Source organism: Exiguobacterium sp. s191, from assembly GCF_018618955.1.
Lineage (GTDB): Bacteria > Bacillota > Bacilli > Exiguobacteriales > Exiguobacteriaceae > Exiguobacterium_A > Exiguobacterium_A abrahamii.
The window spans coordinates 625,645-647,091 of the sequence record NZ_JACSNC010000001.1 but is presented as its reverse complement, the minus strand read 5'-3'; the positions used below and the strand labels follow the sequence as shown (position 1 = coordinate 647,091).

Below are 21,447 nucleotides of genomic sequence, written 5' to 3'. Positions count from 1 at the left end.
TCCTATTCTTCATATTGTCGAACTGTCTTATTTACACCATAAACCAATAAACCAATTGCAATAATCAATAGTCCAAGAAGAGGATAAAACGTCTCAACTGTTGAACGAGTCGTATTATAAGCAACAAAACTAGAAAATATAGTCAGCCATGAGCTCCCTGTCAAAAAGCCAATTTTTCCGTAAACAAAATAAATGGCTAATACCGCTAGAATCACCTTGTATTCCCGATCGAAAATTAAGACGAGCGCTGCAGACAATAAACTAAAAACAAAAGCAAGTGAGAGATAAATGGTTGAGGCCATGAAGAGGAAAAATAGGTAGGGATGATTTGCATAAAAATTTACTGGTAACGCAGATGCAAAGCCTCCAATATCGTTTAGTCCCCGATAAACAAAGACAGCACCAATCGAATAATAAATAATAAATACTCCTGTTACCGTCGCAGTAGATAGAAGAACATATTGAATGACATCTCGATAAATCGTCTTCTTAAATGATGAATAGCGATGGCGTCCCATTGCATATGTACTTCTTTTTTCAGCATATAATCCTAATGTGACTAAAACAAAAAATGCTGGTAGGAAATTAATTAGATAGAACATCGATGAGTCGACAAACCGTTCCCATGTCGCAATGGACATCAAAAAGTTTGATCGAATTTCACTTTTTGTTCCAACCAAATCTTTTGCATTGTAATCCATCGTCATGATGTCAACAAAATTACTAGCGAAAGCCCATGAAACGGTTAGAGCCATGAGTAAAGAAATAATTGTGATGAAAACAAATCTACTTTTGATTTTAAGAGTTGCAATCAAAAGCTATCACCTCCTAAAAAATATAATTCACTGTATCATCATTCCATATATACAAAAACTATTCTACACACTATCAATAAATTGGGTAATTAATCCTCTTTTGTCTATGATATTAAACAGTAAAAAAGGCGCAATTTGCGCCTTTTTTTCTTATAAACTTGCTGCCCATGAACCTTTAATTGTTACTTCTCCACCACCAGTGTTGTTTGTTTTACTCAAACCTAATTTGTAACTATAGTTCACCGATGCATTAACAGTTGAGAACTCTTTACGAGTATTACGTTGCACTTCGGTACCACCACGAAATGCATTATCGGAGTTTCTCATATTGGCAGAGATCCATGCAGTACCAGTATCGTTTGAAAGATTTACTACTGCTTTAGTATTATCTTCACGTAATGAATATGGAGCAAATTTTTCTCCACCAGAATATGTAACAGTAAATCCTGAAAACGATTTAACTTGTTGTGCAAGAACATCGCCACCAGCTGTTCCCAATAAAGTAAGACCTAGTGCTGCTACTGTAACAACCTTTTTTAATTTCATATCATATTACCTCCAATAAATTTGTAATAAAGAAATTGTAAAAATTCCCTTACCCATTGATTAAATTAGCATATTAAAGATATAGTTTTAATAATATTCCAAAAGTAATAATTAGAAGGAGGTCAGTTTTTTGATAGGTGAGTATATTAAAAAGGTTCGTTTAACTAAAGAATTGACTCAAAAAGAAGTAGCATTGAAGGTACATATTACTCAAGGTGCTTACAGTAAATTCGAGGCAGGAGCAATTGAGCTCCGACCAACAATTTTTTTTAAAATTCTTGAAGTTTTAGATATACCTATTCATGAACTAGATATTTTAAATAACGATTTTCAAATCAACAATAGTATTGAAAATCAATATTTTACATATTTAACTATTTCTTTATCTGAATCTATAGAAGATTTGAAAATTTTTCAAAAGAAAATAGAAGAGCATCAAAATTCAACTTATTTACAAGAAAATATTTACAATCTTTTAATAAGTTATTTAGAAGAACTTGAGGTTGAAATCATCCCATTCGAAAAAAGTAAGGTTTATTTATTGTGGGATTATTTTTCTAAGTATGACGAATACTTTTATTATGAAACATTACTATTAAAATCTATTGAATTTGCAATACCTGATGAATACGTATCTATTTATGAAAATAAATTATCGTCTAACCTAAAAAAGTATAATGACTCTTATGATTGGAACAAGAAATTTATAATAGTTCTACTTAATTTATCTTCAATTTATGCTTTTAAAAAAGATTATGAAAAAGCCATACAACAAATTTTAATTGCAAAAGAAATTTCAGAAAAATTCGAGATTTATACTTTCTTAGGTGATTGTGATTTAAGAGAAGGTATTTATAAAATGAAATCACGAAGTTCAAATTATAGCTACGCAGATAATATTGATCTTATAAATAAAGGGTTTAATTTTTTAGAAACGATTAATGATTTGGAGAAAATAAATAAATATAAAGCACTAATTGATGAGTTTCTAATAATAAGTTGATCTTCTTTTTAGTAAATAATTCAAATTGCCTAAAACTGAATTAATTTAATTAGACTAAACAAAATTTAAAAATTATATCTTATGAAAATCAATACAAAAATAAACTGAACTAAAAAAGTGTAATCTTTTTCAATGATGAATTGAAAAGACTCCACTTTTTTTGTATTGAAATATTAAATTGCTTTCATTCAAGATTTTTTATTCGTGCCGCTAGCTTTAATAAATAGAAACGTGATGCGCTGTCTGTTGTTTTTGAACAAACTCCATCAAGATCGGTCGTTCCGGTGGATTGAGTTTTTCTGGTAGCTGATCGATAGCGAAAAAGCGTAATTCCGCGACTTCTGACGGATCCCGAACGATTTCACCCGTATAAGCCGTACACAGAAATGCTGAGATGACATTATAGACTTCATCCCCGTGCGGATACTTATAGTAAAACGCATCACCCGAATAGACGTTCAATAATTCGAGATGCTCCGCTTCAAGACCGGTCTCTTCCCTTAATTCTCGTTTTGCTGTTTCTACGAGTGTCTCCCCGATCTCAAGCGCTCCACCAGCGAGTCCCCAGCAACCGTTATCTTGCCGAAGTTGTAATAAGACTTCTTGTTTATCGTTGACGACGATGACACACGCCCCTGCCATGACGAGTGGTCGTGTGCCGACGAGTTTGCGTAATTCTGTGATGTATCCCATGTCATTCAGTCCTTTTCCATTTAAATCACTTTCGTTCGGACGCGCATCCGTTTGAGTCCCGTCAATAGGAGACACAACAAGATGATGCCCGAAACGAACAGTACGTATGTATGAATCGTAAAGAGGGAACGGAAATCGATTACGGCAACATTCTGCTGCATCTCAATCCAACTACTTAGTATGATTCCACTGATTGCAAGTAAGATGAGTACGCCGACCTGTCGACGTGTCAACGTAACATACGTCAAAACGCGCATGCCTTCACGGATCACGAACGGTAGGAGAACGAGGAGTGCTGCGACCGGTAAGATGACCGGGTCACCGCCTTGCTGAATCGGCATCGACCGGGTCAAATAGCCAAACAGAAAAAAGAAACCACATACGAACAACAATAATCCGAACGCGATACTCGCATTCACCGCTTTATTCATCTTACTTCCCTCACTTTTTAGAATAATGAATTATGAAGAAACGGCACTTTGATGCCATACGCCCGCTGCATCTAGCCGGACCCGATGTCTGCCGTCGAGTTCCATCTCGATCGGACTGACCTTCGCCGTCTTCGGTGAGAACAACCATGTCCGTCCTTCCGGGACGAGCAAGATATGCGTTCCATCCGCGACTGGTCCGAGGAAGTTGAGAGACGCGCCGTTGAGCGGACGTTCCCGTCGCTCGAGAACGCCGATCTCTGCTAACTGCGCACCCACTTCAAGCACGTCTTTCACCGTCAGACTCATCTCACCGATTCCGAGGATGTCGGATACATCAAACGTCGGTTCCGCTTTAGAGGGATTGATTTGATGCCGCGCGATCAGCTCCAAGACATTTTCATCTGGATCATAAAAATAGCAGGAATGCGAGTCCGTGAAGTCAAAATAAATCTCGTCCTGTCCATCTTCGATCAAGAGTGGTGTCCGTTCTACGAGCCACGCTTTTCCTTGTTGGAAGACGTTTTCCGGAATGTTGAACGCCATATGATACTGCGTATCAACATCGTCCGTCTGTCGATATGTCAGTTGATCGGTACCGATTTGCATCGTAAACGAGTCGTCCGTTTCCGAGACGAGCGGGAATCCGATCTGTTTTATGTAAAAAGCCTTCATTGCCTGTAGATGGCGTGTCACAAGAGTGGTTTTTGAAATGTTCAAGCTGATGACCTTCCTTCATTTGCAGTAAAATTTATCAAAAAGCGATATGCTTTATTTTACCACTAATGGTAAAATCATGACGAACGGAAAGTCTGATTTTTCAGATATATTTATACCTGAGAGGATGTTTTGATGAAATTATTAATCGCTCAACCAAAACGCGAGACCGGACTCGAGCAATTTGAACGTGAAATCGCCGCTTATCCTGAAGTCGATCTGATTGTCTACCCGGAAGGATATTGTACGGTCGCAGAACTCGAACGCGTGCAACACCTTGCCAAACAGTTCGAAACAGCCATCGTCCTCGGTTACAAGGATGAAGCGAATCTCGATCGCGCTGTCATCATCGATGCGACCGGGACGCTTCTGCTTGATCGCGCAAAAACACCAGAAGCTGGGCCGCTTTATACGCCTTCAACAGCAAACGACGGGTCGTTCCGCTATGGATACGTCCTCTGTCGCGAAATCTTCTTAGGAAACGACGGACTACGCGAGGAATCTGGACTTGATCTCATCTTCAACCCGATTGGCGTCGGCATGTTCAGCGAGGAACAGTACGTTGAGTGGTCCGGTGAAGCGCGCATCATCAGTCAGGCGCAACAAGCGCTCATAATCGGAACAAGTCATGCCGATGGTTCGTACCGCAACTGTGGTTTTTCGATTCCGATTGCCTTCATCTATGACGAGACGGGCGAGCCGTTGCTGTTGTCTCATAACGATACCCGGACACGTCTGTTTGATACGGTCACGCGTCACGTCGAAGTAGTCGGTACACCCTCTTTATCGTAAACGAACACACGCTTCTTCTGACTGGAAGAAGCGTGCCATTCCTTCAGGAGGTGCTCTTATGTCTCAAACAGGTCGTGCGTCATTCTTTTGGAAACGATACTTCTATGTCTTCTTTCCTTTGTTCATCTTCGGGGTCAGTCACGAATCGTACTTGGTCGATAATCCGTTAGCTAACCTTGAGGACATCGGTGAGTTCGTCTTCTTCTTTTGTCTTTATCTGTTTAACTTTGCCGTCCTTGCCGCTCTATTAACCAATCTGTGGTGGTTCTTCCTTCCGACAAAACCCGCTCATGCCGAAACCGATTTTTGATAAGAAACAAGTGTCGCCCGTTCGTTGAGCGGTTGACTGACACCGGTCAATCGATAGCCCATCTTCTCATAGAAATAACAGTTACGTGTCTCTTCACGAATCGTCCGCAGTTCCCATGTCGTTGCAGTCGGATAAGCTGCTTCAACGAGCTGTAATGCGCGTTGGGCGATCCCTTCACCTTGACGGGCTGGATCTAAGAACATCGGACTGATCGCGTAGCGACTCGGTGCTTTCGCAACGACACAAATCCCGCCGACGACGACATCGTCGACGATGATTTGATGAAACGTACTACTTGGATGCGTGATCCGGTGAATGACACGATCGATCGATTCGTTCGCCGGATTCGTTGCAAAATCCTGATACCGCTCGAGCGTCTCTGAAAACGCCTCGAGTTGAAGCGTGTGAAGCTTCGGAGCGTCTGTAAGAGACGCTATCTTTAATTGAATATCCACTGAACCTCTTCCTCTCTTACCGGAATCATTCCCAAAATTGCGTGCCTTGCGCGACGATCAAGTAGTCGAGCCATCGCTCGAAGCCAAACGGCATTGCGTCTTCTTCCCATTCCTCGAAATTAAGAAATTCCCCACTCCAGATCCGATTTCCTGCCGGCGATTCATCTCGTAGACGATCCACTCCCCGTCTGGTCCTGCGCCGATCGCTAAGAAGTTTTCGGGACATTCCCAAATCTCGCTATACGTCAGGCAATCCTCGATCGAAAAGAGTTCGAATCCATCGTTGTAGGATAACGTTTCGTGCTGAAACAGCTTCGCCCCGTTATGTTGACGCAAGAACGCCTGATAGTCGTCTGCCGTCCACGCAGGTAACAGCGCGAGCTGTTCGTCCGTCGCCCCTCGGTTAAAGATGAAACGTTCTCGGGCAACATATCCTTCTTCTTTTTGGACCTCTAACAAACCGTCGACGAGTCGACCTTTTAATGCTTCTAATGCAATCATGATCTTCTCCTTAACAATATTCTTTCGTTGGTGCGAACGAGACACCGACATCGTGTCCGCCTAGCTGGACATCCCCTGCTCCTTGTAGCGGTTCAGTTCGAACGGAGGATAAGGCAAGGTGTTTAAATAACAAAGGCTCAAACGTCTCGACAATCGGTTGGAACGTCGCATCGACAGACAAGACGAGATCGATTCGTGCGTCCCGCGATAATGCTTGTGCCTTTCGTTCAGACTGGATATAGCGAACGAGCTCTCGCATCCAGCGTTCCTGCTCCAGTGCTTCCGTGATCCGCGTATCGAGCGTCACGGTGAGTCCACCACTCGTCGCAGCAGCAAAGCCCGTCTGGACGATTGGTTCGACGATGACGTCCGCTTGACGCACCTCGACTTCATCGCCTGATGCGGTCTGATAGATCAATCTTCCGGTCTCGAGCAAGTCTGAAGTCTTCTGTGCAGACAATTGTTGTAGCCATTGATGGATCGCGTTCGCTTGCTGTGCGAATTTCGCTCCGGCTGCGCGGAAGTTCAATTTAAGACGGAACCGTGTCGTCGCTTGCGTCGTCGGAACGATTTGGACGTCTTTTACATTCAGTTCCTCTTGGATGATTGCCGTATAGTCCGACCACGAAAAGGTTTCACTCGATTGGACGCCTAAGCTAGCAAGCGGTTGTTTAACTTTTAAAGCGTGCGTATTACGAACTTGTCGTCCTAACTCGACGACAGACACGACTTGCATCATCTCGTATTCCAGATCAGGTCGGAGCATCGATGGATCGGCAACCGGATAATCCGCTACATGTACGCTCATTCCTGTTAATCGCTGATAGACATCATCAGCAAGGTACGGCGTGAACGGAGCGAGTAGTCGTGCCGTCGTCGAAAGTGCGAAGTGGAGCGTCGTGTACGCGGCTTGTTTCTCTTCCGACCAGTCAGCTTGCCAGAAACGTTCCCGCGAACGGCGGATGTACCAGTTACTGATCTCATCGACGAGTTGCGCAAGACTCCGTGCTGCTTGAGTCAATTGATAATCGTCCATCGCATCCGTCACGTCTTGCGTCGTCTGATGGACACGCGAGAGCAACCATTCGTCGAGACGCGTCCGTTTTTGCGGACGTGAGTCATCAAATCCGTCCAGTTCTGCATACGTCAGATAAAACTGGACGGCATGATCCAGTGTATCGACTAGTTTTGATTTTGCTTCTTGGACGATCCGCTCAGCAAACCGTTTCGCACTCCACGGACTGCTGTCGACGAGTAGCGCCCAGCGTAAGCTATCAGCACCATATGCTTCGATTAACGCCACCGGGTCGAGGGCATTTCCACGACTCTTCGACATCTTCTGCCCGTTCTCATCGAGGACGTGCCCGAGTGCGAGGACACGCTTATAGGCAGGCTGTCCCGTGAAAAGTGTCGAGATCGCTTGCAAGCTGTAGAACCAGCCCCGCGTCTGATCGATGCCTTCGATGACGACATCGGCTGGATAGCGGTTAAGCGTCTGCGTCCGTGACGGATAATGCTGTTGCGCGAACGGCATCGCTCCGCTATCAAACCAGACATCGATGACTTCTGGTGTCCGGTGCATCACTCCCTGACACGTCGGACACGAGACCGATAACGCATCAACGTATGGTTTATGCAACTCGACGGATTCCGTCGATGTCGTCGTCCGGTGCAACAAGTCCGCCTTGTTTTTCGGAACGAACGTCGTATCACACGCTTCACACTCCCAGACGTTCAGTGGTGTACCCCAGTAGCGATTACGACTGATGTTCCAGTCGACGAGTTGCTCGAGGAACTTTCCGAACCGCCCTTCCTTGACGTGATCGGGGTACCACGTCACAGAAGCATTGTTCGCAAGGAGTTGTTCCTTGACGGCCGTCGTCTCGATGAACCAGTTGTCTTGTGCGTAATAGAGCAGTGGTGAGTCACATCGCCAACAATGCGGATAGCTGTGCGTATAGCGTTTTTTCGCAAACAAGCGTCCCCGTTCAGCGAGCAGCTGGATGATCGCGACGTCTGACTCCTTGACGAATCGACCAACGAGTGGTGGAACGGCATCCGTGTAACACCCAGCAGCATCGACGACGTTAACGAACGACAGACCGTTTTCCCGGACGACCCGGTAATCTTCTTCCCCGTATGCTGGAGCAAGATGGACAAGTCCGGTTCCGCTCGTTGCTTGGACGAAGGACGCCCCGACGACCGTATGACCGTTCTCTGGCGTCACGAAATCAAACGGTGGTTCATAACGCAAACCGACGAGTTCCGCACCGAGCTGTTCGGATACGACCTCGACGGATTCCGAGAACAGTTCAGCGACTAACGCTTTAGCGACAATGAATCGCTTTCCTTCAAACGCTACTGTGACGTACGTCAATTCCGGATGAACCGCCACCGCGACGTTTGCCGGTAACGTCCACGGTGTCGTCGTCCACGCTAGTAGAAATGTCTGTTCCATGCCGACGATCGGGAGTTTGACCGTAGCCGATAAGTCCGTCACGTCCTGATAGCCTTGCGCGACTTCATGGGAACTGAGTGACGTCTGACAGCTCGGACAATACGGTGATACACGATGTCCTTTCGTCAACCAGCCTTTGTCATGGATCGTCCCAAGGATATGCCAGACGCTCTCGATATACTCGTCATCCATCGTCACGTAAGGATCATCCCTGTCGACCCAGTAGCCGAGTTTTTCCGTGAAGGCACGCCACTGTGTTTCATAAGAGAAGACGCTTTCCTTACAGCGTGCGATGAATGCTTCGACACCATAGTCTTCGATCGCTTGTTTGCCGGAGATGCCGAGTTGTTTCTCGACCCCGAGTTCGACCGGTAGTCCATGTGTATCCCAGCCGGCTTTTCGTTCGACCCGGAATCCTTGCATCGTCTTATAGCGGGCGACGGTATCCTTGACGGTTCGTCCGAGTGCATGACCGACGTGGGGTAAGCCGTTCGCGGTCGGCGGTCCTTCGTAGAATACGAATTCCGCTTCCATGCGTTGTTCAATCGATCGTGCGAAGACTTGGTCTTGTTTCCATCTGTTGCGGACACGCTCCTCACGTTGTTGTACGGTTTCTGCTTGGTTTTGTGACGTCATCTCTTGTTCGCTCCTTTGTCGATAACTAAGAGAATACAAAAAAGTCCGCCCCCTTTGACAGGGACGGACTTCACCGCGATACCACCCATATTCCGCCGAGAATACTTATTCTCGACAGCACTTAGTTGCACACTATCATGTGCATTCCATGTAACGGTGGACACCCGGTCACGCTTACTGAATGGTTCAGCGTGACTTCTCAGAGAGGATCTTCATGATTGATCTGGCTACCGGTTCTCAGCAATCCCGGTTTTCTGTAAGGCAGAGGTACAATCATTACTCTTTCTCGTCAACGAAATGATATGCTCTTGTTGTGGAGAATCTTACCATATGCCTTAAACACTGCACAATAACTTTTTACATTTTCTTGCAAAGGAGTTTTTTGAATGTTACATACTTTCCCAACGCTTAAAACGGATCGTCTCGTCTTACGCGAAGTGTTACCCGAAGATGCTACGAGTGTCCTAGCCTATTTATCAGACGAACACGTCGTCAAACAGATGGGACTCGCCGCCTTTCAATCGAAAGCAGACGCGCTTGAAGAGATTGACTGGTATGCCTCGATTCGTCGAGATGGAACGGGTATCCGGTTCGGGATCGCATTACAAGAAGACGATGTCATCATCGGCAGTTGCGGTTTCTTGAATCAAGCGGAACGCCATCAGCGGGCAGAACTCGGGTTTGAGTTGAGCCCTGCCTATCAGGGACAAGGCATCGCGAAGGAAGCAGCGCTTGCGGTCATCGAATATGGCTTTACAGAACTTTCGCTCAACCGGATCGAAGCACTTGTCCTACCAGCAAACACCGCTTCGCAACGATTGCTTGAACGGCTCGGATTCCAGCGTGAAGGGTTGCTTCGTCAATATGAGAAAACGCGTGGACAATTCGATGATTTGTATATGTACTCGATATTGCGAAGTGATTGGTTTCAAATTTAATCTATAAAAACATTCCCTTCATTTCAAAATGATTGAAATCTAAAAATGTGATATTGGAATATACTGTTAGGTGTAAGAAATCATTTTTGTCATTTAAGGGGGAACCATCTTGAAGAAATGGATCGCAGCAGGTCTTGTATCATCATTAGCATTCGGTGTCATGCAGACATCAATCGTTGAAGCAAGTTCAAGTTCAAAAGAAGTGGCTAAACTGAAAAAGGAAAAAGCAGCACTCCAAAAACAACTAGCCGACGAAAAGAAAAAAACAAAGAAGTCGGAAAACGCTTATAAGACGTTACAAGGACAGCACACGAGCCTCTCAAAGTCTTATAAATCACTTGATACTAAGTACAAGAATCTTCAAATCGAGAACGAAGGGAACAAAAAGAAGATCAAAGAGCTTTCGACTGGGTATCGCCTTCTCGCATCTTCAAAATCACTTGTCACAGACGGAGCAGTCGTAACTGGTAAGTACAAAAATACAGAAAGTTTGTTGATGCTTGGTAAAACGCCATACGTACCATTACAATTGTTAGCAGACCTTTCAGGATTACCTCTAATCGAGACTTCCACCGCTTATGAAGTCGGAACACCACTTTCAGGTACATCACTTTCATCGATCCATATCGCCTCTTCATCGTTTGAATCGATTGAAAAAAATCAATCCATTTTAGCGAATGGTAAACTAAATAATCAAAACGTAATCTTATCAGGGTTCTTCAATGATGAATATGCTACTTTTAGTCTTGATCGAAAATATAAAAAATTATCTGGTCAACTGTCCCTTTTGACTGAACAAGCTTTGACAAAAAGTTCGAGTGACTTGAACTATGCGAGTCCAGAAGATGAAATGACACTTGTATTCTCCGACAATAACGGAAAAGAACTCGGTCGCTATGATGTTGTATATGGCGCGGATGAAATAGACTTTGATATTGATGTCACGGGTGTGGCGAATCTTCGTGTAACTGCAGAAGGAAACAGTACAGTTACTACATTGATTTCACCTGTACTGACAAAATAATAAAAAAAATACCTAGAAGAGATTATTAGTCATCTCATCTAGGTATTTTTTTCATCATTTATGCAATTCTTTGATTCGTTTGTGGGTATCAGCCATTTCTTCTTTAAACAGATAGACATGAGGATTGCCCTCAAAAAAACAAGATAAATTCATAATAAGCAACATCTAGTGGAGCAAGCTCAATCGCTTTTCCTGCATGATGCAAACTGACCGTGCAAGCACATTCCATATAATATAGTAGATGTATCATCAGTAGTGATATCATTATTGTTGTTCTTCCATGCTTTACTCCTTTCCGTTCCAAACCACTTCATCGATAGGAACGTGCTTTCATAAACTCAATGATTGGTAGTGTAACTAAAGCAATCGCGAACAAAACGATCAATAACAGATTCGCTGATTCATGTAAAAAGTAATCGAGACAGATGAATCCAAAAATCAGGACAATCAGGATTTTGTAGCTAACGAGGCCGCTTTCCGTCGTAATCTTTTTGCCGAGCTCATCTTCTGGCACAGGACGCTCGTCTTCTCCTGATCGTGCCCACGTAAAATACGAGAAGAACATGATCAATAGAATCGCCAATTGAACAATCGAGAAGAACGTTACATTATTTTCGATGATCATACTAATGATGGTAAGACTCGCCACTATCACGAGCGTTACTAAAAATAAACCCGTTTTTTTCTTAGACATCCCATTCCTCCTGTTCTGAAATGAACAGATGATCGACTTGTATCTGCAAGACTTTGGCGATATTAAACGCTAATTGTAAAGTCGGATCATACTTGTTGTTTTCAATCGCATTAATCGTCTGCCGACTAACCTGACAACGGTCAGCCAGTTCTTGTTGCGATAATTTTGCCGTTAGACGTCGTTCCTTGATGTGGTTTCTCACGTTCATCCCTCCACGACGTGTCAAATTCTTTTTACATATTTACTGTAATGAACTTCCATCATTATGTCAAAAACTTTTGACATGAGAATCATTAAAAAGACACGCTCTCATGCTCAGAACGTGTCTTATATGATGGCTCAACCTCGTGGTGGAAATGGATCGTGTCCGTAGGAATCTTTTTCGCGAATCTGCCCTTCTTTGTTATGAATGACGAGCTCTGTCTTCTGACTTTTCGCAATGCGACGCCCTTCTGCAATCGCTTCTTTCTGTGTAGCGAATCGTTTGGTTGCTCGAGTCGCACCGGCAGCTTTCACTTGATAGCCACCTTTTGGATGCGGCGTGACATGTTGCTCTCGTTTCATCACGTGACCTCCATTTCCTTAATCTATTTCATCTTCATGAGACTGTTTTGGCGTACGGTTGTCTTTTCACTTGAATTTTTTACTAGCCTATCGGGGAATGCAGTATACTAAAAGAAACGTTTGTTGCCTCGAAAGGAGTTGATATCGTGAATCATTTCGTCTGGCAAATCCGGTTTTTACGTTTTATCGTCTTCGGTATCATCTTCAGTCTGTTCGGTTTAGCTGGACTTGGTATCCCACTTGTCTGGCATGGTATCACGAAAAACTTGTTACTCGAGCGACCTGGCTACAGTGTTCTATTGACCGCATACCTTATCTTCATCCCAACTCTTTTGATTTTATTCCATGCGCTCCGAATCCTTCGATATATGTCGATGACTCCTCCGGCTTTTCCGCTCATCACCGCTTCCATTCAATCGATGAAATTGTGTTTTTATATCGTTACGATTCTTACGACATGTCTGTTCCCTGTCTTTTTCTATATTGGTCAGATTGACGACGCACCCGGTCTAATCGTCATTGGTATGGGTTTGATCCTGACTCCTTTGACGTTCGGGATTACCCTTTCGTGCATCCAACACTTATTGTTGCGCAACGTATTGCCACTTGAGTCGTAAATTAATTGGAGGTAAAGCAAATGATTTTAATCGTGTTCGCTCTTCTAATCGTTGCTGGTCTTGCCTGGTATTTTACTCAATCCCGCCCATAAAAGCGGGATTTTTTAGATTGCATCGCATTGATGGTTGTCTTGATGTCCTTGCTTGAGAACTATCTTCGCATGACAACGCAGGCACGTGATCAAACGGATTGCTGTTCTCCGCTTACTGATTGCATGTCTGTGTAGTTCATTTTCATATACATGTTTCGCTTTGATTCGAGGAATTGCTTCACTTTCCATTTTGTTCCCTCTTCCCTCATCTTGTATTTTTTTCTATTTTACTTCTCCCCTAAATCATTCTGAGTAAATCTTTTTTTGAAAAAAACGCTCTATTTTACTGATTTTCATTAAAAAATCGTCGGATAGTCCTGTTTAATAGCTATTTAAGCGACCGATAATTTAAATACAGCACTAGAATCCACGACGAGAGGAACATGCAACTTGAGTACACCTACAAAACAACACTCACTTCGAACACGTTTATTGACTATCATCAGCCTGATTATGATCGCGTTCTTCATTTTCAGTAGTATCGCTCTCTTCTTCAATACGAAACAAACTGCGGTCTCAACGCTGAAAGCGACCGCCGAAAAGGACGCGCTTCGCATCAGCAAAACATTCGACACAGTGGCTTATAGCGAATTCCTACAATCGCCTGTCGCGTCCGAGCAGTATGAAACCCTACGGAATCAACTTGATACCTTACGTAAACAAAATGGACTCTTGTATACATACACAGCACGCATCGACCAAAACAAGGTCCGTTTGCTGATTGACGGTCTCCCTAAGAAAGATGCCGCAAAGATTAATGAACCGGCGAGTGGCGCAAAAGTCGCTGATATGAAGGACGTATTAAATGGCGGAACACACGCGACGGACATCATTGATGATCCTGTATATGGACAGTATATGAGTGTCTACGTTCCGTTAAAGAATTCGTCTGGTCAAATCATCGGAATTCTTGGCGTCGACATCGCTGCGAAGGAAATCGATGCCCTCACAACAGAATTATTAAAACAAAATGCACCGATTTTCATTGGACTTTTACTTCTTCTGTTAACGATCACACTCGTCTTGCTCTACTTCGTCCTCGGTCGAAAATTACGTCCGCTCGAGACGTTACAGAAAGTCGCTGCCTTGATTGCCGAAGGGCGTCTAGATCAGGCAAAACAGACGTTGACTGACCTAACGATTGCTTCAAAAGATGAAATCTATGCGCTTGCGATCTCGATTCGTGATATGAACGAGATGCTACGGACGATGATCGTCGATATCAAACAAACAGCAACACTCGTCTCGACGACAAGTCAATCGATTGATCAAAGTACGACAGAAGTACTCGACGGATCGAAACAAATCGCCCATACGATGTCAGAAATCGCGACGGGGACCGAAAGTCAGACCCAAGTCACACTTTCATTGAATGACGAGATGAATCGGTTCGCAGGATTGATTGAGACGACGAACCAGTCTGGTGTCGAAATTCAAGGAACGACGGCTCAGATGGCAACACTGACACGAGTCGGACGGGATCAAATGTCCGCTTCTGTCGAACAGATGCGCCACATTCATCAGCACGTCACGCAGTCTGCTGAACAGATTGATCTACTGAAACAGCAATCATCGGATATCCAAACGCTCGTCGGTATCATCCGCGGTATCTCCGAGCAGACGAATCTACTCGCCCTTAATGCCGCGATTGAAGCGGCACGAGCTGGTGAACAAGGAAAAGGATTCGCTGTCGTTGCGACCGAGGTCAAGAATCTCTCAAGCCACGTCGCTAGCAGTGTCAGTGAGATCGCAACAATCGTCACGTCGATTGAAGCCAGTGCGCAGCAGATGCAGCATAGCTTCAAGACGACGGTCGAAGCAACAGCAGCCGGCAAGCAGATCGTTCTCGATACAGATACGACGTTCGAACTGTTGACGGATCAAGTCACGCACGTCTCGTCAGCAACACAGCAGATGACGCAACAGATGGAAGACGTCTTGCAGGCAGAACGGTTCATTCGTAATGCCTTGACGGAAATTGCTGCTGTCGAAGAAGAGCACACGGCAAGTAACGAGGAAGTTGCCGCTGCGTCTGAACAAATGATCGCGACGATCACGACGCTACATACGCTCGTCGGCGATTTAAACGCACGAACGGAACACTTAGAACAAGAAGCCCGTCGCTTCGAGATTTAATCTTTCATTTGTTCTTTTCTAGTTCTCACTCTATACTGGTGTGAACTTACATATGAAGGAGTCGAATCAGATGTCCCATTATGATGTCATCATCGTCGGTGCCGGATCCATGGGGATGGCAGCAGGCTACTATCTCTCACGAACCGATCAAAACATCTTACTATTAGACGCTCACAATCCACCGCATGATCAAGCGAGCCATCACGGGGAGACTCGGATCATTCGCCATGCGTACGGAGAAGGTGAAGCTTATGTGCCACTGGCGTTAGCCGCGCAACGCTTATGGTACGAGTTGGAACAAATCAGCGGCCGAAGTCTATTCCTGAACACGGGAGTCTTAAACGCTGGTCACCGTTCGTCCCGTTCGATGCAAACGATCATCAGGAGTGCAGCGCAATACGATTTGCCGCTCGAGGTCCTGACGGCTGAGGAAGTTAGAACCCGCTGGTCCGGCTTAACGATGCCCAACGACTATATCGGCTGTTTTGAACCGACGTCTGGTGTATTGAAGTGCGAGGATTGTATTGAAGCGTATCGCGATCTTGCAATCGCGAACGATGTCGACATCCGGACGAATGCGAAAGTAACGACGCTTACCGCCCACACTCATGGTGTGGACGTAACCGTCGGAACAGACACCTACTCAGCTGACGCGTTAATCGTCGCAGCCGGTGCCTGGTCTGGTCCGTTGCTCGAACAAACTGGACTCTCCTTACCGCTGCGCCCTATCCGTAAGACGTTCGCCTGGTTCGAAGCAGCGGAAGAGGTATTCAATGACGCGGTGTTCCCGGCCTTCGCCTTTGATACACCCGCCGGTTATTATTACGGTTTTCCAAGTATCGCTCAAGCCGGTCTGAAAATCGGACGCCACGACGGCGGCATCCCGGTTGATCCAAATCAACCACGCCGTCCTTTCGGTCAAGAGACGGGTGATCTGGCTGATTTACGACAATTCACGAATACGTTCATGCCCTCAATCGATACTTTAGCTCACGGCAAACCGTGTCTCTATACGATGACGCCAGACGAAGATTTCATCATCGATTTGCATCCGGACTATCCGCATATCGCGATCGCCGCCGGCTTCTCCGGTCACGGATTCAAGTTCAGCAGCTTAGTCGGAAAAGTACTCAGTGAATTGATCATGGAACGATCGACGACCGAACCGATCGGACCGTTCGCGATTAAGCGATTTAAACAATTGAACACATGAAACGATAAAGACCGGCAACGAAAATGCGTTGTCGGTCTTCTGTATCAACGGTATGATGTCACACCGATTCATTCGATTCTTGCTGATTTTTTGCAGCTAGCTTTTCACGCTGTTTTTTCTCATCTTCAGTCCACCAGCCGTGGATCAGTAATACGAGTCCAAGGATCAATGCACTCATCGGGAAATATGTTAAGTAATACTCACCAAGGTTTTCTCCTAGAAATTCTGGAGATAATTCAATATACGCTCGGAACATCTGAACGATGAAGAATAAGAAAAAACTTGTAATGAGTGCATATGTACTGTAGCGATAACTTGTATTTTTCATATGAAGGCTCCTTTCTAAAACATACTCTAATGTAAATCATTCAAGGAATACATCAAATTCCCTCTTTTTACATTATCATTTTTAAGAATGTTTCCAAAAGCATGATAAGATAGTTTTAGAATCGATTGAACGAAGGAGTGAAACACGTCGTGAACTTTAACTTATTCAAAAATCATGTCCGGTTTAAGATTGCACTCGAATTGATTGATCGCGAAGACGGCTTATCAATCATGCAACTGAATCAACGTTTAACGGATGTACCGCAGTCTACTTTGTACCGGCAAGTTAATGCGATGATGGACGATCAGTTGTTGAAAATCGTCGCCGTCCAGCGCGTCGGAAAAGTCGAGGAAAAAATCTATGCCTTGAACACGAGCGGTTATCAAATCAGCGAAGCAGACTGGAACAGTGCGACGTACGATGAAAAAGTGAACTTCGTCTCGTTCTACTTCATGTATGTCTTGCAGCAGTACCAGTCGTACTTCGAACAGACCGTTCAAACGCATGGTCAGGACCACTCGACGTTCTCGATCGCGAAATTGCACCTGACAGATGATACCTTCAATGATTTTCAACAGGACATGCGGACACTGCTCGAAAAATATCATCACCTAGAGACAGAAGACCAGGCAACTGAACGGACCGTCTCACTCGTCATCTTGCCCTAAACACGCTCCGTTTCTAGAATTGTATTTTCACCAAACTGAAACGAGACAACATTGCGAGGGAGAGAAAATAGACCCCATGAAACGGATCAAAGAAAATCTTGATGCAATTGTGCTGGATACGTTGAACGTAAAAGCAGAACAGATTCTAAAGATTGGTGAAGGAGCTTGGCACACTGTATATAAGTTAAAGAGAGTAGATGATCAAGACCTTGTGATTCGCATAAAAAAGAATGAAGCTTATGGGGAGTTCCAACAGATTGATAAACAAGAGCTGACTACAGAGTATGAGTCTACGAAAGCTTACTATTTACATGCCAATACAAGTGACCAAAATGTCTGTCCTGACTTTTATCAGTATTTTATTGAAGATGACACAGTATTTACAGTAGAAACGTTCATGGGTCGTGGAACGGATTTATTGTTACTCGATCAGAATAAAGCCCATTCTTACGGTAAGAAATTAGGGAGAATTTATCACAATATACACAACCAGAAAACCTCTATTGCAGGTTTCGGGGAATTGAACTGGCAAGAGAAAACTTTACAAGGTAGTGATTTAAGAAACGAGGATAAATTATGGCAGGATGAAAATGAACACGTCTTAACCGCCTTAAATACTCTCATCCACTCTAATCTTTGCTTTGATAAAGAAAAAGTCGGTAAACATATTCATGCTTTAATTGAAAATAGACGAACTCAGGTTCAAAACATCTCTCTCGTGAATCAAGATATAACACCAGAAAATTTAATTTTAAGTGATGAACACATTGCAATCATTGACCCGTTTCCAAGATTGGACTTTGATTTGAAATATGCAGCTTACTTTGTTTTTTGTTACAAATTTTTGTTACCAGCCTTTTCAAATGCTCCACGATACATAAATCAAGCGTATCAAGAAAAAAGTAATGTTCTTAACAAAATAGCTGACGGATTCATAAGTGGATATTGCTTTAACGTGGTTGGAGACGAACGCACCATTCAAATTCAACGATTACTGGATGAATATACATTATGGGTATTGCAAGAAGCGTATGAGCACTACGACATTCTACATCAGCCTCATCTCACTCATAAAACAACGCAACAGATGGGAAATCGAGAAATGATCACTGCTCGGTTACATCTATGCCTCGAAGAATTAGAAAGACGGTGTACGGAATCAGAGTAGAGGCTGACGTAAACTTTAGTCTCTACAAAGACAAAAAGAATGATGCTTTACACACCACTCCTATAGGAAAAGCGCATTTTTGCGCTGTCAGAGGCAAACAAGACTCGCTTTCCTGCTTGAATGAATCAGGAAAACTGGCTTGTGTCTCGCCTGAGGAAAGGGGGTGAGGAAGCGAATCATTCTTTTTTTGAGTCAGCCTCTTTATGTATCAAGCTTAGTTTCGTCATACGGAAACGAGAGATGATGTATCGAGTTCTTCACTTTCAATCACGATCGCTGTTAAACCCGTATCCGTCTTCGTTTCGTGCCATTCTCCTTGTTTCCAAAACACGGCTTCCCCACACTGAACATTTATGTAGTCATCCGTTTCCCCTCTTACAAAGCCCTCACCCTCTACAATTAATAGAAGTTGCGGCACAACAGCCTGGTGATAACCGACCACGCCATCCTTCTCTAAATGGATGCATCCGATGTGCGTCACTTTTTCCGTCAGCATGATCCGTGACATCACAAAGTTTGAATCGAATTTCGTAATTTTCTTGCCAACCTCTTTTTTGAATTGATAAATCTGCATATAATCCTCCTTAAAAACATGATTCGTTTGATAGTTCGTCTTTCATCTAAACTATTTGATTCAAATCGTATTTGGAAAATTTTGATAAGAGAAGTTTATCATAGCTCTAACTGATTGAGAACTAACGATGATTCGTCCATGGCATTGACTTTTCAATTTTCATTATTGATAATGGTAATAGAAAAGGAGGGTTTTTCATGAATACAGATTTCTCTGCCTTATCACACATCGACTGGGAACGATTCCTGCCCCTATTATTGATTTACATCTCCATCAATCTGATTCTACTCAGCTGCGCCTGTATCGATTGGTTTAGACGGAAGGACCGGATCGCGACACCGACTACTTGGTTATTGATCATTCTCCTCGTCCAGCCGATTGGCTCGATTCTCTACTTCGTCCTCGGAAGGAGGATGACAGCATGATTCAGATTTCTCATCTCCAGCTTTCACTTCAACGACGTCTTATCCTAGATGATATTTCCTTCACGATTCACGAACATGAATGTCTTGGACTGATTGGTCCGAATGGTGCTGGAAAGACGACACTCCTGAAATGTCTGAGCGGCATGATTGAGAGTGACCGTGGTTCCATCACGATGTCTTCGCGCTCCATCCGTCAACACCAGCAATCGATCGGCTACTTATCACAACAGACCGACTTTAAGCCTTGGATGACGTGCGAACAATCATTACGTTTTTTCGGTCGCTTGTCAGGTCTCGATCGCGCAACGTTAAATAAGCGGATTCCGGACGTTCTTCATGAAGTTGGACTCCACGATCAACAAGCAGAAGTCATCGAACGCCTGTCCGGCGGCATGCGCCAACGCCTCGGAATCGCCCAAGCCATCTTACATGAACCGACATTTTTGATTCTTGACGAACCGGCTTCTGCACTTGATCCGAGTGGTCGACATGATATCAATCAATTGATCCTTCGCTTAAAGAAACGGATGACGATCATCGTCTCAACGCACCTGTTAGAGGACGCAAAGACGTGTTGCGATCGCTTCCTCGTCATTAAACACGGAAAATTGCTGGGGCCGCTCGATAATCAACGTAACGTGGATCAATATCGGATTCAAGTCGAGACGCTTCTCCCTGTCTCGTCGTTTTCTGCGACACTATTTCCACAAGTCGAGATTGATCGAATCAACCCATGCTGCTATCAGTTCTCCGCACAGCAGCCGCTTGATCTCTCGCAGTTAGCGACTACTCTGATTCAACAGGGATGGTCGATTGCTTCGATTGCCTATCAACCGATTGGACTCGAGGAACGGTTCCTCGACATGGTGGCAGACGTATGAGGACCTTTTATACACTGACATGGACCGAGTGGTTGGAAGCATGGAAAGAATGGAAAATCGTCTGGTTACCGCTGTTCTTCATTGCCCTCGGGGTGACACAACCGTTGCTGTTGATGTACATGGATGTCTTACTCGCACACGTCGGAAATGCAGACGGAATCATCGTCGATCCGAATCGTCCTGCTCCACAACCGCTTGACGTCTTCAGCGCAACGATCCACGGACAGTTCAATCAGCTCGGCTTGATTGTCCTCATCATGAGCTTCATGGGATTGCTTGCTTCAGACCGACAAACCGGTATGCAGGATTTCATTCTGACGCGTCCGGTTTCGCGGAATATCTATCTGCTATCGAAATGGTTCAGTCACGGGATGATCAGTCTATTCGGGATTCTGATCGGCGCACTCACGTCCTATTGTCTGACCGTCTATTGGTTCGGATTCCTTTCGCCGATGCTTGCGCTACGCATCATCCTCGATTTTAGTCTTTGGATGTTATTCGTCGTCAGTCTGACACTACTGATCAGCACCTTTTTGCAACGCGCTGTTCCGATTGGCATCCTGTCGCTCGTCGTTTCCTTACTACTTGTTGCACTTCCTTCGCTAATGCCAGATGTATTATTTTTCACGCCTGGTGCGCTTCTGTCGCTTCCATCGAACACGTCGTTTTTTTCTTCGTCCCATCTAATCGGTGTCGCTTCTTGTCTCGTTTGGATTGCCCTAACACTTGGCTGGTCTGGTCTTCGGTTTCGAAAAACGCCTTACTAATCCT

The 21,447-nt window shown here is 44.4% G+C and carries 26 protein-coding genes and 1 other annotated feature; of the genes, 13 read left to right on the top strand and 13 right to left on the bottom strand.

Annotated elements, in window-relative coordinates; genetic code table 11:
• Nucleotides 1–2: 2 nt before the first annotated feature.
• Nucleotides 3–815 (bottom strand): hypothetical protein, encoded by an 813-nt coding sequence (locus KNQ09_RS03335; protein WP_214857377.1) that lies wholly within the window; start codon nucleotides 813–815, stop codon nucleotides 3–5.
• Between the two features lie 150 nt (nucleotides 816–965).
• On the bottom strand, nucleotides 966–1,361 hold the full coding sequence (locus tag KNQ09_RS03330; protein ID WP_214857375.1) for a hypothetical protein: 396 nt from the start codon (nucleotides 1,359–1,361) through the stop codon (nucleotides 966–968).
• Nucleotides 1,362–1,491: 130 nt separating this feature from the next.
• Here KNQ09_RS03330 and KNQ09_RS03325 point away from each other — a divergent pair, with 130 nt between their 5' ends.
• Nucleotides 1,492–2,364 carry a helix-turn-helix domain-containing protein gene (locus KNQ09_RS03325; RefSeq protein WP_214857373.1) on the top strand — a complete coding sequence of 291 codons (873 nt, stop codon included), beginning with the start codon at nucleotides 1,492–1,494 and terminating at the stop codon, nucleotides 2,362–2,364.
• 216 nt (nucleotides 2,365–2,580) lie between these two features.
• On the opposite strand, the gene KNQ09_RS03320 is transcribed toward KNQ09_RS03325, so the two are convergent.
• From KNQ09_RS03320 to KNQ09_RS03310, 3 genes are read right to left on the bottom strand one after another with little or no spacing between them, the layout of a single operon-like run.
• A complete protein-coding gene (locus tag KNQ09_RS03320; protein ID WP_214857372.1) occupies nucleotides 2,581–3,057 on the bottom strand; it encodes an NUDIX hydrolase in 477 nt (158 codons plus the stop codon).
• Between the two features lie 20 nt (nucleotides 3,058–3,077).
• Complete coding sequence (locus KNQ09_RS03315) at nucleotides 3,078–3,488, bottom strand: hypothetical protein (protein ID WP_214857371.1); 411 nt, start codon at nucleotides 3,486–3,488, stop codon at nucleotides 3,078–3,080.
• Nucleotides 3,489–3,518: 30 nt separating this feature from the next.
• Nucleotides 3,519–4,205: a VOC family protein gene (locus KNQ09_RS03310; protein WP_214857370.1), complete on the bottom strand. Its 687-nt coding sequence runs from the start codon at nucleotides 4,203–4,205 to the stop codon at nucleotides 3,519–3,521.
• A 132-nt stretch (nucleotides 4,206–4,337) separates the two neighbouring features.
• On the opposite strand from KNQ09_RS03310, the gene KNQ09_RS03305 reads away from it, so the two are divergent.
• Both KNQ09_RS03305 and KNQ09_RS03300 read left to right on the top strand, forming a co-directional pair.
• On the top strand, nucleotides 4,338–4,994 hold the full coding sequence (locus tag KNQ09_RS03305) for a carbon-nitrogen hydrolase family protein (protein WP_214857369.1): 657 nt from the start codon (nucleotides 4,338–4,340) through the stop codon (nucleotides 4,992–4,994).
• Between the two features lie 58 nt (nucleotides 4,995–5,052).
• Nucleotides 5,053–5,304, top strand: a complete 252-nt coding sequence (locus KNQ09_RS03300; RefSeq protein WP_064300058.1) for a hypothetical protein — start codon at nucleotides 5,053–5,055, stop codon at nucleotides 5,302–5,304.
• Here KNQ09_RS03300 and KNQ09_RS17405 read toward each other — a convergent pair.
• The 3 genes from KNQ09_RS17405 to ileS are packed head-to-tail and all read right to left on the bottom strand — an operon-like array spanning nucleotide 5,283 to nucleotide 9,354.
• Nucleotides 5,283–5,759 (bottom strand): GNAT family N-acetyltransferase, encoded by a 477-nt coding sequence (locus tag KNQ09_RS17405; protein ID WP_064300059.1) that lies wholly within the window; start codon nucleotides 5,757–5,759, stop codon nucleotides 5,283–5,285. The genes KNQ09_RS03300 and KNQ09_RS17405 overlap by 22 nt on opposite strands.
• 57 nt (nucleotides 5,760–5,816) lie before the next feature.
• A complete protein-coding gene (locus KNQ09_RS03290; protein ID WP_251138084.1) occupies nucleotides 5,817–6,260 on the bottom strand; it encodes an SMI1/KNR4 family protein in 444 nt (147 codons plus the stop codon).
• A gap of 10 nt (nucleotides 6,261–6,270) precedes the next feature.
• Nucleotides 6,271–9,354 (bottom strand): isoleucine--tRNA ligase, encoded by a 3,084-nt coding sequence (ileS, locus tag KNQ09_RS03285; RefSeq protein ID WP_214857368.1) that lies wholly within the window; start codon nucleotides 9,352–9,354, stop codon nucleotides 6,271–6,273.
• 56 nt (nucleotides 9,355–9,410) lie between these two features.
• Nucleotides 9,411–9,656 (bottom strand) — a binding site (T-box leader).
• 84 nt (nucleotides 9,657–9,740) lie between these two features.
• On the opposite strand from ileS, the gene KNQ09_RS03280 reads away from it, so the two are divergent.
• Together KNQ09_RS03280 and KNQ09_RS03275 are read left to right on the top strand one after the other, a co-directional pair.
• Nucleotides 9,741–10,292 (top strand): GNAT family N-acetyltransferase, encoded by a 552-nt coding sequence (locus KNQ09_RS03280; protein WP_214857366.1) that lies wholly within the window; start codon nucleotides 9,741–9,743, stop codon nucleotides 10,290–10,292.
• A 109-nt stretch (nucleotides 10,293–10,401) separates the two neighbouring features.
• Complete coding sequence (locus KNQ09_RS03275; protein ID WP_029341448.1) at nucleotides 10,402–11,316, top strand: hypothetical protein; 915 nt, start codon at nucleotides 10,402–10,404, stop codon at nucleotides 11,314–11,316.
• A 310-nt stretch (nucleotides 11,317–11,626) separates the two neighbouring features.
• Here the strand turns inward: KNQ09_RS03275 and KNQ09_RS03270 are convergent, their stop codons facing one another.
• The 3 genes from KNQ09_RS03270 to KNQ09_RS03260 form a co-directional block, all read right to left on the bottom strand.
• Complete coding sequence (locus tag KNQ09_RS03270) at nucleotides 11,627–12,010, bottom strand: hypothetical protein (protein ID WP_214857364.1); 384 nt, start codon at nucleotides 12,008–12,010, stop codon at nucleotides 11,627–11,629.
• A complete protein-coding gene (locus KNQ09_RS03265; RefSeq protein WP_353049743.1) occupies nucleotides 12,003–12,212 on the bottom strand; it encodes a helix-turn-helix transcriptional regulator in 210 nt (69 codons plus the stop codon). Before KNQ09_RS03265 ends, KNQ09_RS03270 begins: the two co-directional genes overlap by 8 nt.
• A 137-nt stretch (nucleotides 12,213–12,349) precedes the next feature.
• Nucleotides 12,350–12,574: a DUF2188 domain-containing protein gene (locus KNQ09_RS03260; RefSeq protein WP_029341445.1), complete on the bottom strand. Its 225-nt coding sequence runs from the start codon at nucleotides 12,572–12,574 to the stop codon at nucleotides 12,350–12,352.
• 146 nt (nucleotides 12,575–12,720) lie between these two features.
• Here KNQ09_RS03260 and KNQ09_RS17400 point away from each other — a divergent pair, with 146 nt between their 5' ends.
• From KNQ09_RS17400 to solA, 3 genes are all read left to right on the top strand, one after another.
• Nucleotides 12,721–13,191 (top strand): DUF2975 domain-containing protein, encoded by a 471-nt coding sequence (locus KNQ09_RS17400; RefSeq protein WP_214857360.1) that lies wholly within the window; start codon nucleotides 12,721–12,723, stop codon nucleotides 13,189–13,191.
• A gap of 482 nt (nucleotides 13,192–13,673) precedes the next feature.
• A complete protein-coding gene (locus KNQ09_RS03250) occupies nucleotides 13,674–15,419 on the top strand; it encodes a methyl-accepting chemotaxis protein (protein ID WP_251138083.1) in 1,746 nt (581 codons plus the stop codon).
• Between the two features lie 70 nt (nucleotides 15,420–15,489).
• Nucleotides 15,490–16,632: an N-methyl-L-tryptophan oxidase gene (solA, locus tag KNQ09_RS03245; protein ID WP_214857358.1), complete on the top strand. Its 1,143-nt coding sequence runs from the start codon at nucleotides 15,490–15,492 to the stop codon at nucleotides 16,630–16,632.
• Nucleotides 16,633–16,690: 58 nt separating this feature from the next.
• Here solA and KNQ09_RS03240 read toward each other — a convergent pair whose 3' ends face one another.
• The gene (locus KNQ09_RS03240) at nucleotides 16,691–16,960 is read right to left on the bottom strand and encodes a hypothetical protein (RefSeq protein ID WP_064300065.1); all 270 of its coding nucleotides are present in this window, start codon (nucleotides 16,958–16,960) and stop codon (nucleotides 16,691–16,693) included.
• A gap of 149 nt (nucleotides 16,961–17,109) precedes the next feature.
• Between KNQ09_RS03240 and KNQ09_RS03235 the strand changes: the two genes are divergently transcribed.
• A complete protein-coding gene (locus KNQ09_RS03235) occupies nucleotides 17,110–17,628 on the top strand; it encodes a helix-turn-helix domain-containing protein (RefSeq protein WP_064300066.1) in 519 nt (172 codons plus the stop codon).
• A 76-nt stretch (nucleotides 17,629–17,704) separates the two neighbouring features.
• Entirely contained in the window at nucleotides 17,705–18,796 is a 1,092-nt protein-coding gene (locus tag KNQ09_RS03230) for a hypothetical protein (protein ID WP_214857357.1), read from the top strand.
• 223 nt (nucleotides 18,797–19,019) lie between these two features.
• On the opposite strand, the gene KNQ09_RS03225 is transcribed toward KNQ09_RS03230, so the two are convergent.
• Nucleotides 19,020–19,370: a cupin gene (locus KNQ09_RS03225; protein WP_214857356.1), complete on the bottom strand. Its 351-nt coding sequence runs from the start codon at nucleotides 19,368–19,370 to the stop codon at nucleotides 19,020–19,022.
• A gap of 197 nt (nucleotides 19,371–19,567) precedes the next feature.
• Here KNQ09_RS03225 and KNQ09_RS03220 point away from each other — a divergent pair, with 197 nt between their 5' ends.
• Genes KNQ09_RS03220 through KNQ09_RS03210 form a run of 3 tightly spaced genes read left to right on the top strand, consistent with a single transcriptional unit; the run spans nucleotide 19,568 to nucleotide 21,443 of the window.
• Nucleotides 19,568–19,795 (top strand): PLDc N-terminal domain-containing protein, encoded by a 228-nt coding sequence (locus KNQ09_RS03220; protein ID WP_056060843.1) that lies wholly within the window; start codon nucleotides 19,568–19,570, stop codon nucleotides 19,793–19,795.
• On the top strand, nucleotides 19,792–20,676 hold the full coding sequence (locus KNQ09_RS03215) for an ABC transporter ATP-binding protein (protein ID WP_214857355.1): 885 nt from the start codon (nucleotides 19,792–19,794) through the stop codon (nucleotides 20,674–20,676). The genes KNQ09_RS03220 and KNQ09_RS03215 overlap by 4 nt, the downstream gene beginning before the upstream one ends.
• Nucleotides 20,673–21,443, top strand: a complete 771-nt coding sequence (locus KNQ09_RS03210) for an ABC transporter permease subunit (RefSeq protein ID WP_056060838.1) — start codon at nucleotides 20,673–20,675, stop codon at nucleotides 21,441–21,443. Before KNQ09_RS03215 ends, KNQ09_RS03210 begins: the two co-directional genes overlap by 4 nt.
• Nucleotides 21,444–21,447 lie beyond the last annotated feature (4 nt).

Coding starts and splice junctions, on each gene's coding strand:
- KNQ09_RS03330 (WP_214857375.1), bottom strand. CDS start 1,361: ATGAAATTAAAAAAGGTTGTTACAGTAGCAGCACTAGGTCTTACTTTA.
- KNQ09_RS03320 (WP_214857372.1), bottom strand. CDS start 3,057: ATGGGATACATCACAGAATTACGCAAACTCGTCGGCACACGACCACTC.
- KNQ09_RS03315 (WP_214857371.1), bottom strand. CDS start 3,488: ATGAATAAAGCGGTGAATGCGAGTATCGCGTTCGGATTATTGTTGTTC.
- KNQ09_RS03305 (WP_214857369.1), top strand. CDS start 4,338: ATGAAATTATTAATCGCTCAACCAAAACGCGAGACCGGACTCGAGCAA.
- KNQ09_RS03300 (WP_064300058.1), top strand. CDS start 5,053: ATGTCTCAAACAGGTCGTGCGTCATTCTTTTGGAAACGATACTTCTAT.
- KNQ09_RS03290 (WP_251138084.1), bottom strand. CDS start 6,260: ATGATTGCATTAGAAGCATTAAAAGGTCGACTCGTCGACGGTTTGTTA.
- ileS (WP_214857368.1), bottom strand. CDS start 9,354: ATGACGTCACAAAACCAAGCAGAAACCGTACAACAACGTGAGGAGCGT.
- KNQ09_RS03280 (WP_214857366.1), top strand. CDS start 9,741: ATGTTACATACTTTCCCAACGCTTAAAACGGATCGTCTCGTCTTACGC.
- KNQ09_RS03270 (WP_214857364.1), bottom strand. CDS start 12,010: ATGTCTAAGAAAAAAACGGGTTTATTTTTAGTAACGCTCGTGATAGTG.
- KNQ09_RS03260 (WP_029341445.1), bottom strand. CDS start 12,574: ATGAAACGAGAGCAACATGTCACGCCGCATCCAAAAGGTGGCTATCAA.
- solA (WP_214857358.1), top strand. CDS start 15,490: ATGTCCCATTATGATGTCATCATCGTCGGTGCCGGATCCATGGGGATG.
- KNQ09_RS03240 (WP_064300065.1), bottom strand. CDS start 16,960: ATGAAAAATACAAGTTATCGCTACAGTACATATGCACTCATTACAAGT.
- KNQ09_RS03230 (WP_214857357.1), top strand. CDS start 17,705: ATGAAACGGATCAAAGAAAATCTTGATGCAATTGTGCTGGATACGTTG.
- KNQ09_RS03225 (WP_214857356.1), bottom strand. CDS start 19,370: ATGCAGATTTATCAATTCAAAAAAGAGGTTGGCAAGAAAATTACGAAA.
- KNQ09_RS03220 (WP_056060843.1), top strand. CDS start 19,568: ATGAATACAGATTTCTCTGCCTTATCACACATCGACTGGGAACGATTC.
- KNQ09_RS03215 (WP_214857355.1), top strand. CDS start 19,792: ATGATTCAGATTTCTCATCTCCAGCTTTCACTTCAACGACGTCTTATC.
- KNQ09_RS03210 (WP_056060838.1), top strand. CDS start 20,673: ATGAGGACCTTTTATACACTGACATGGACCGAGTGGTTGGAAGCATGG.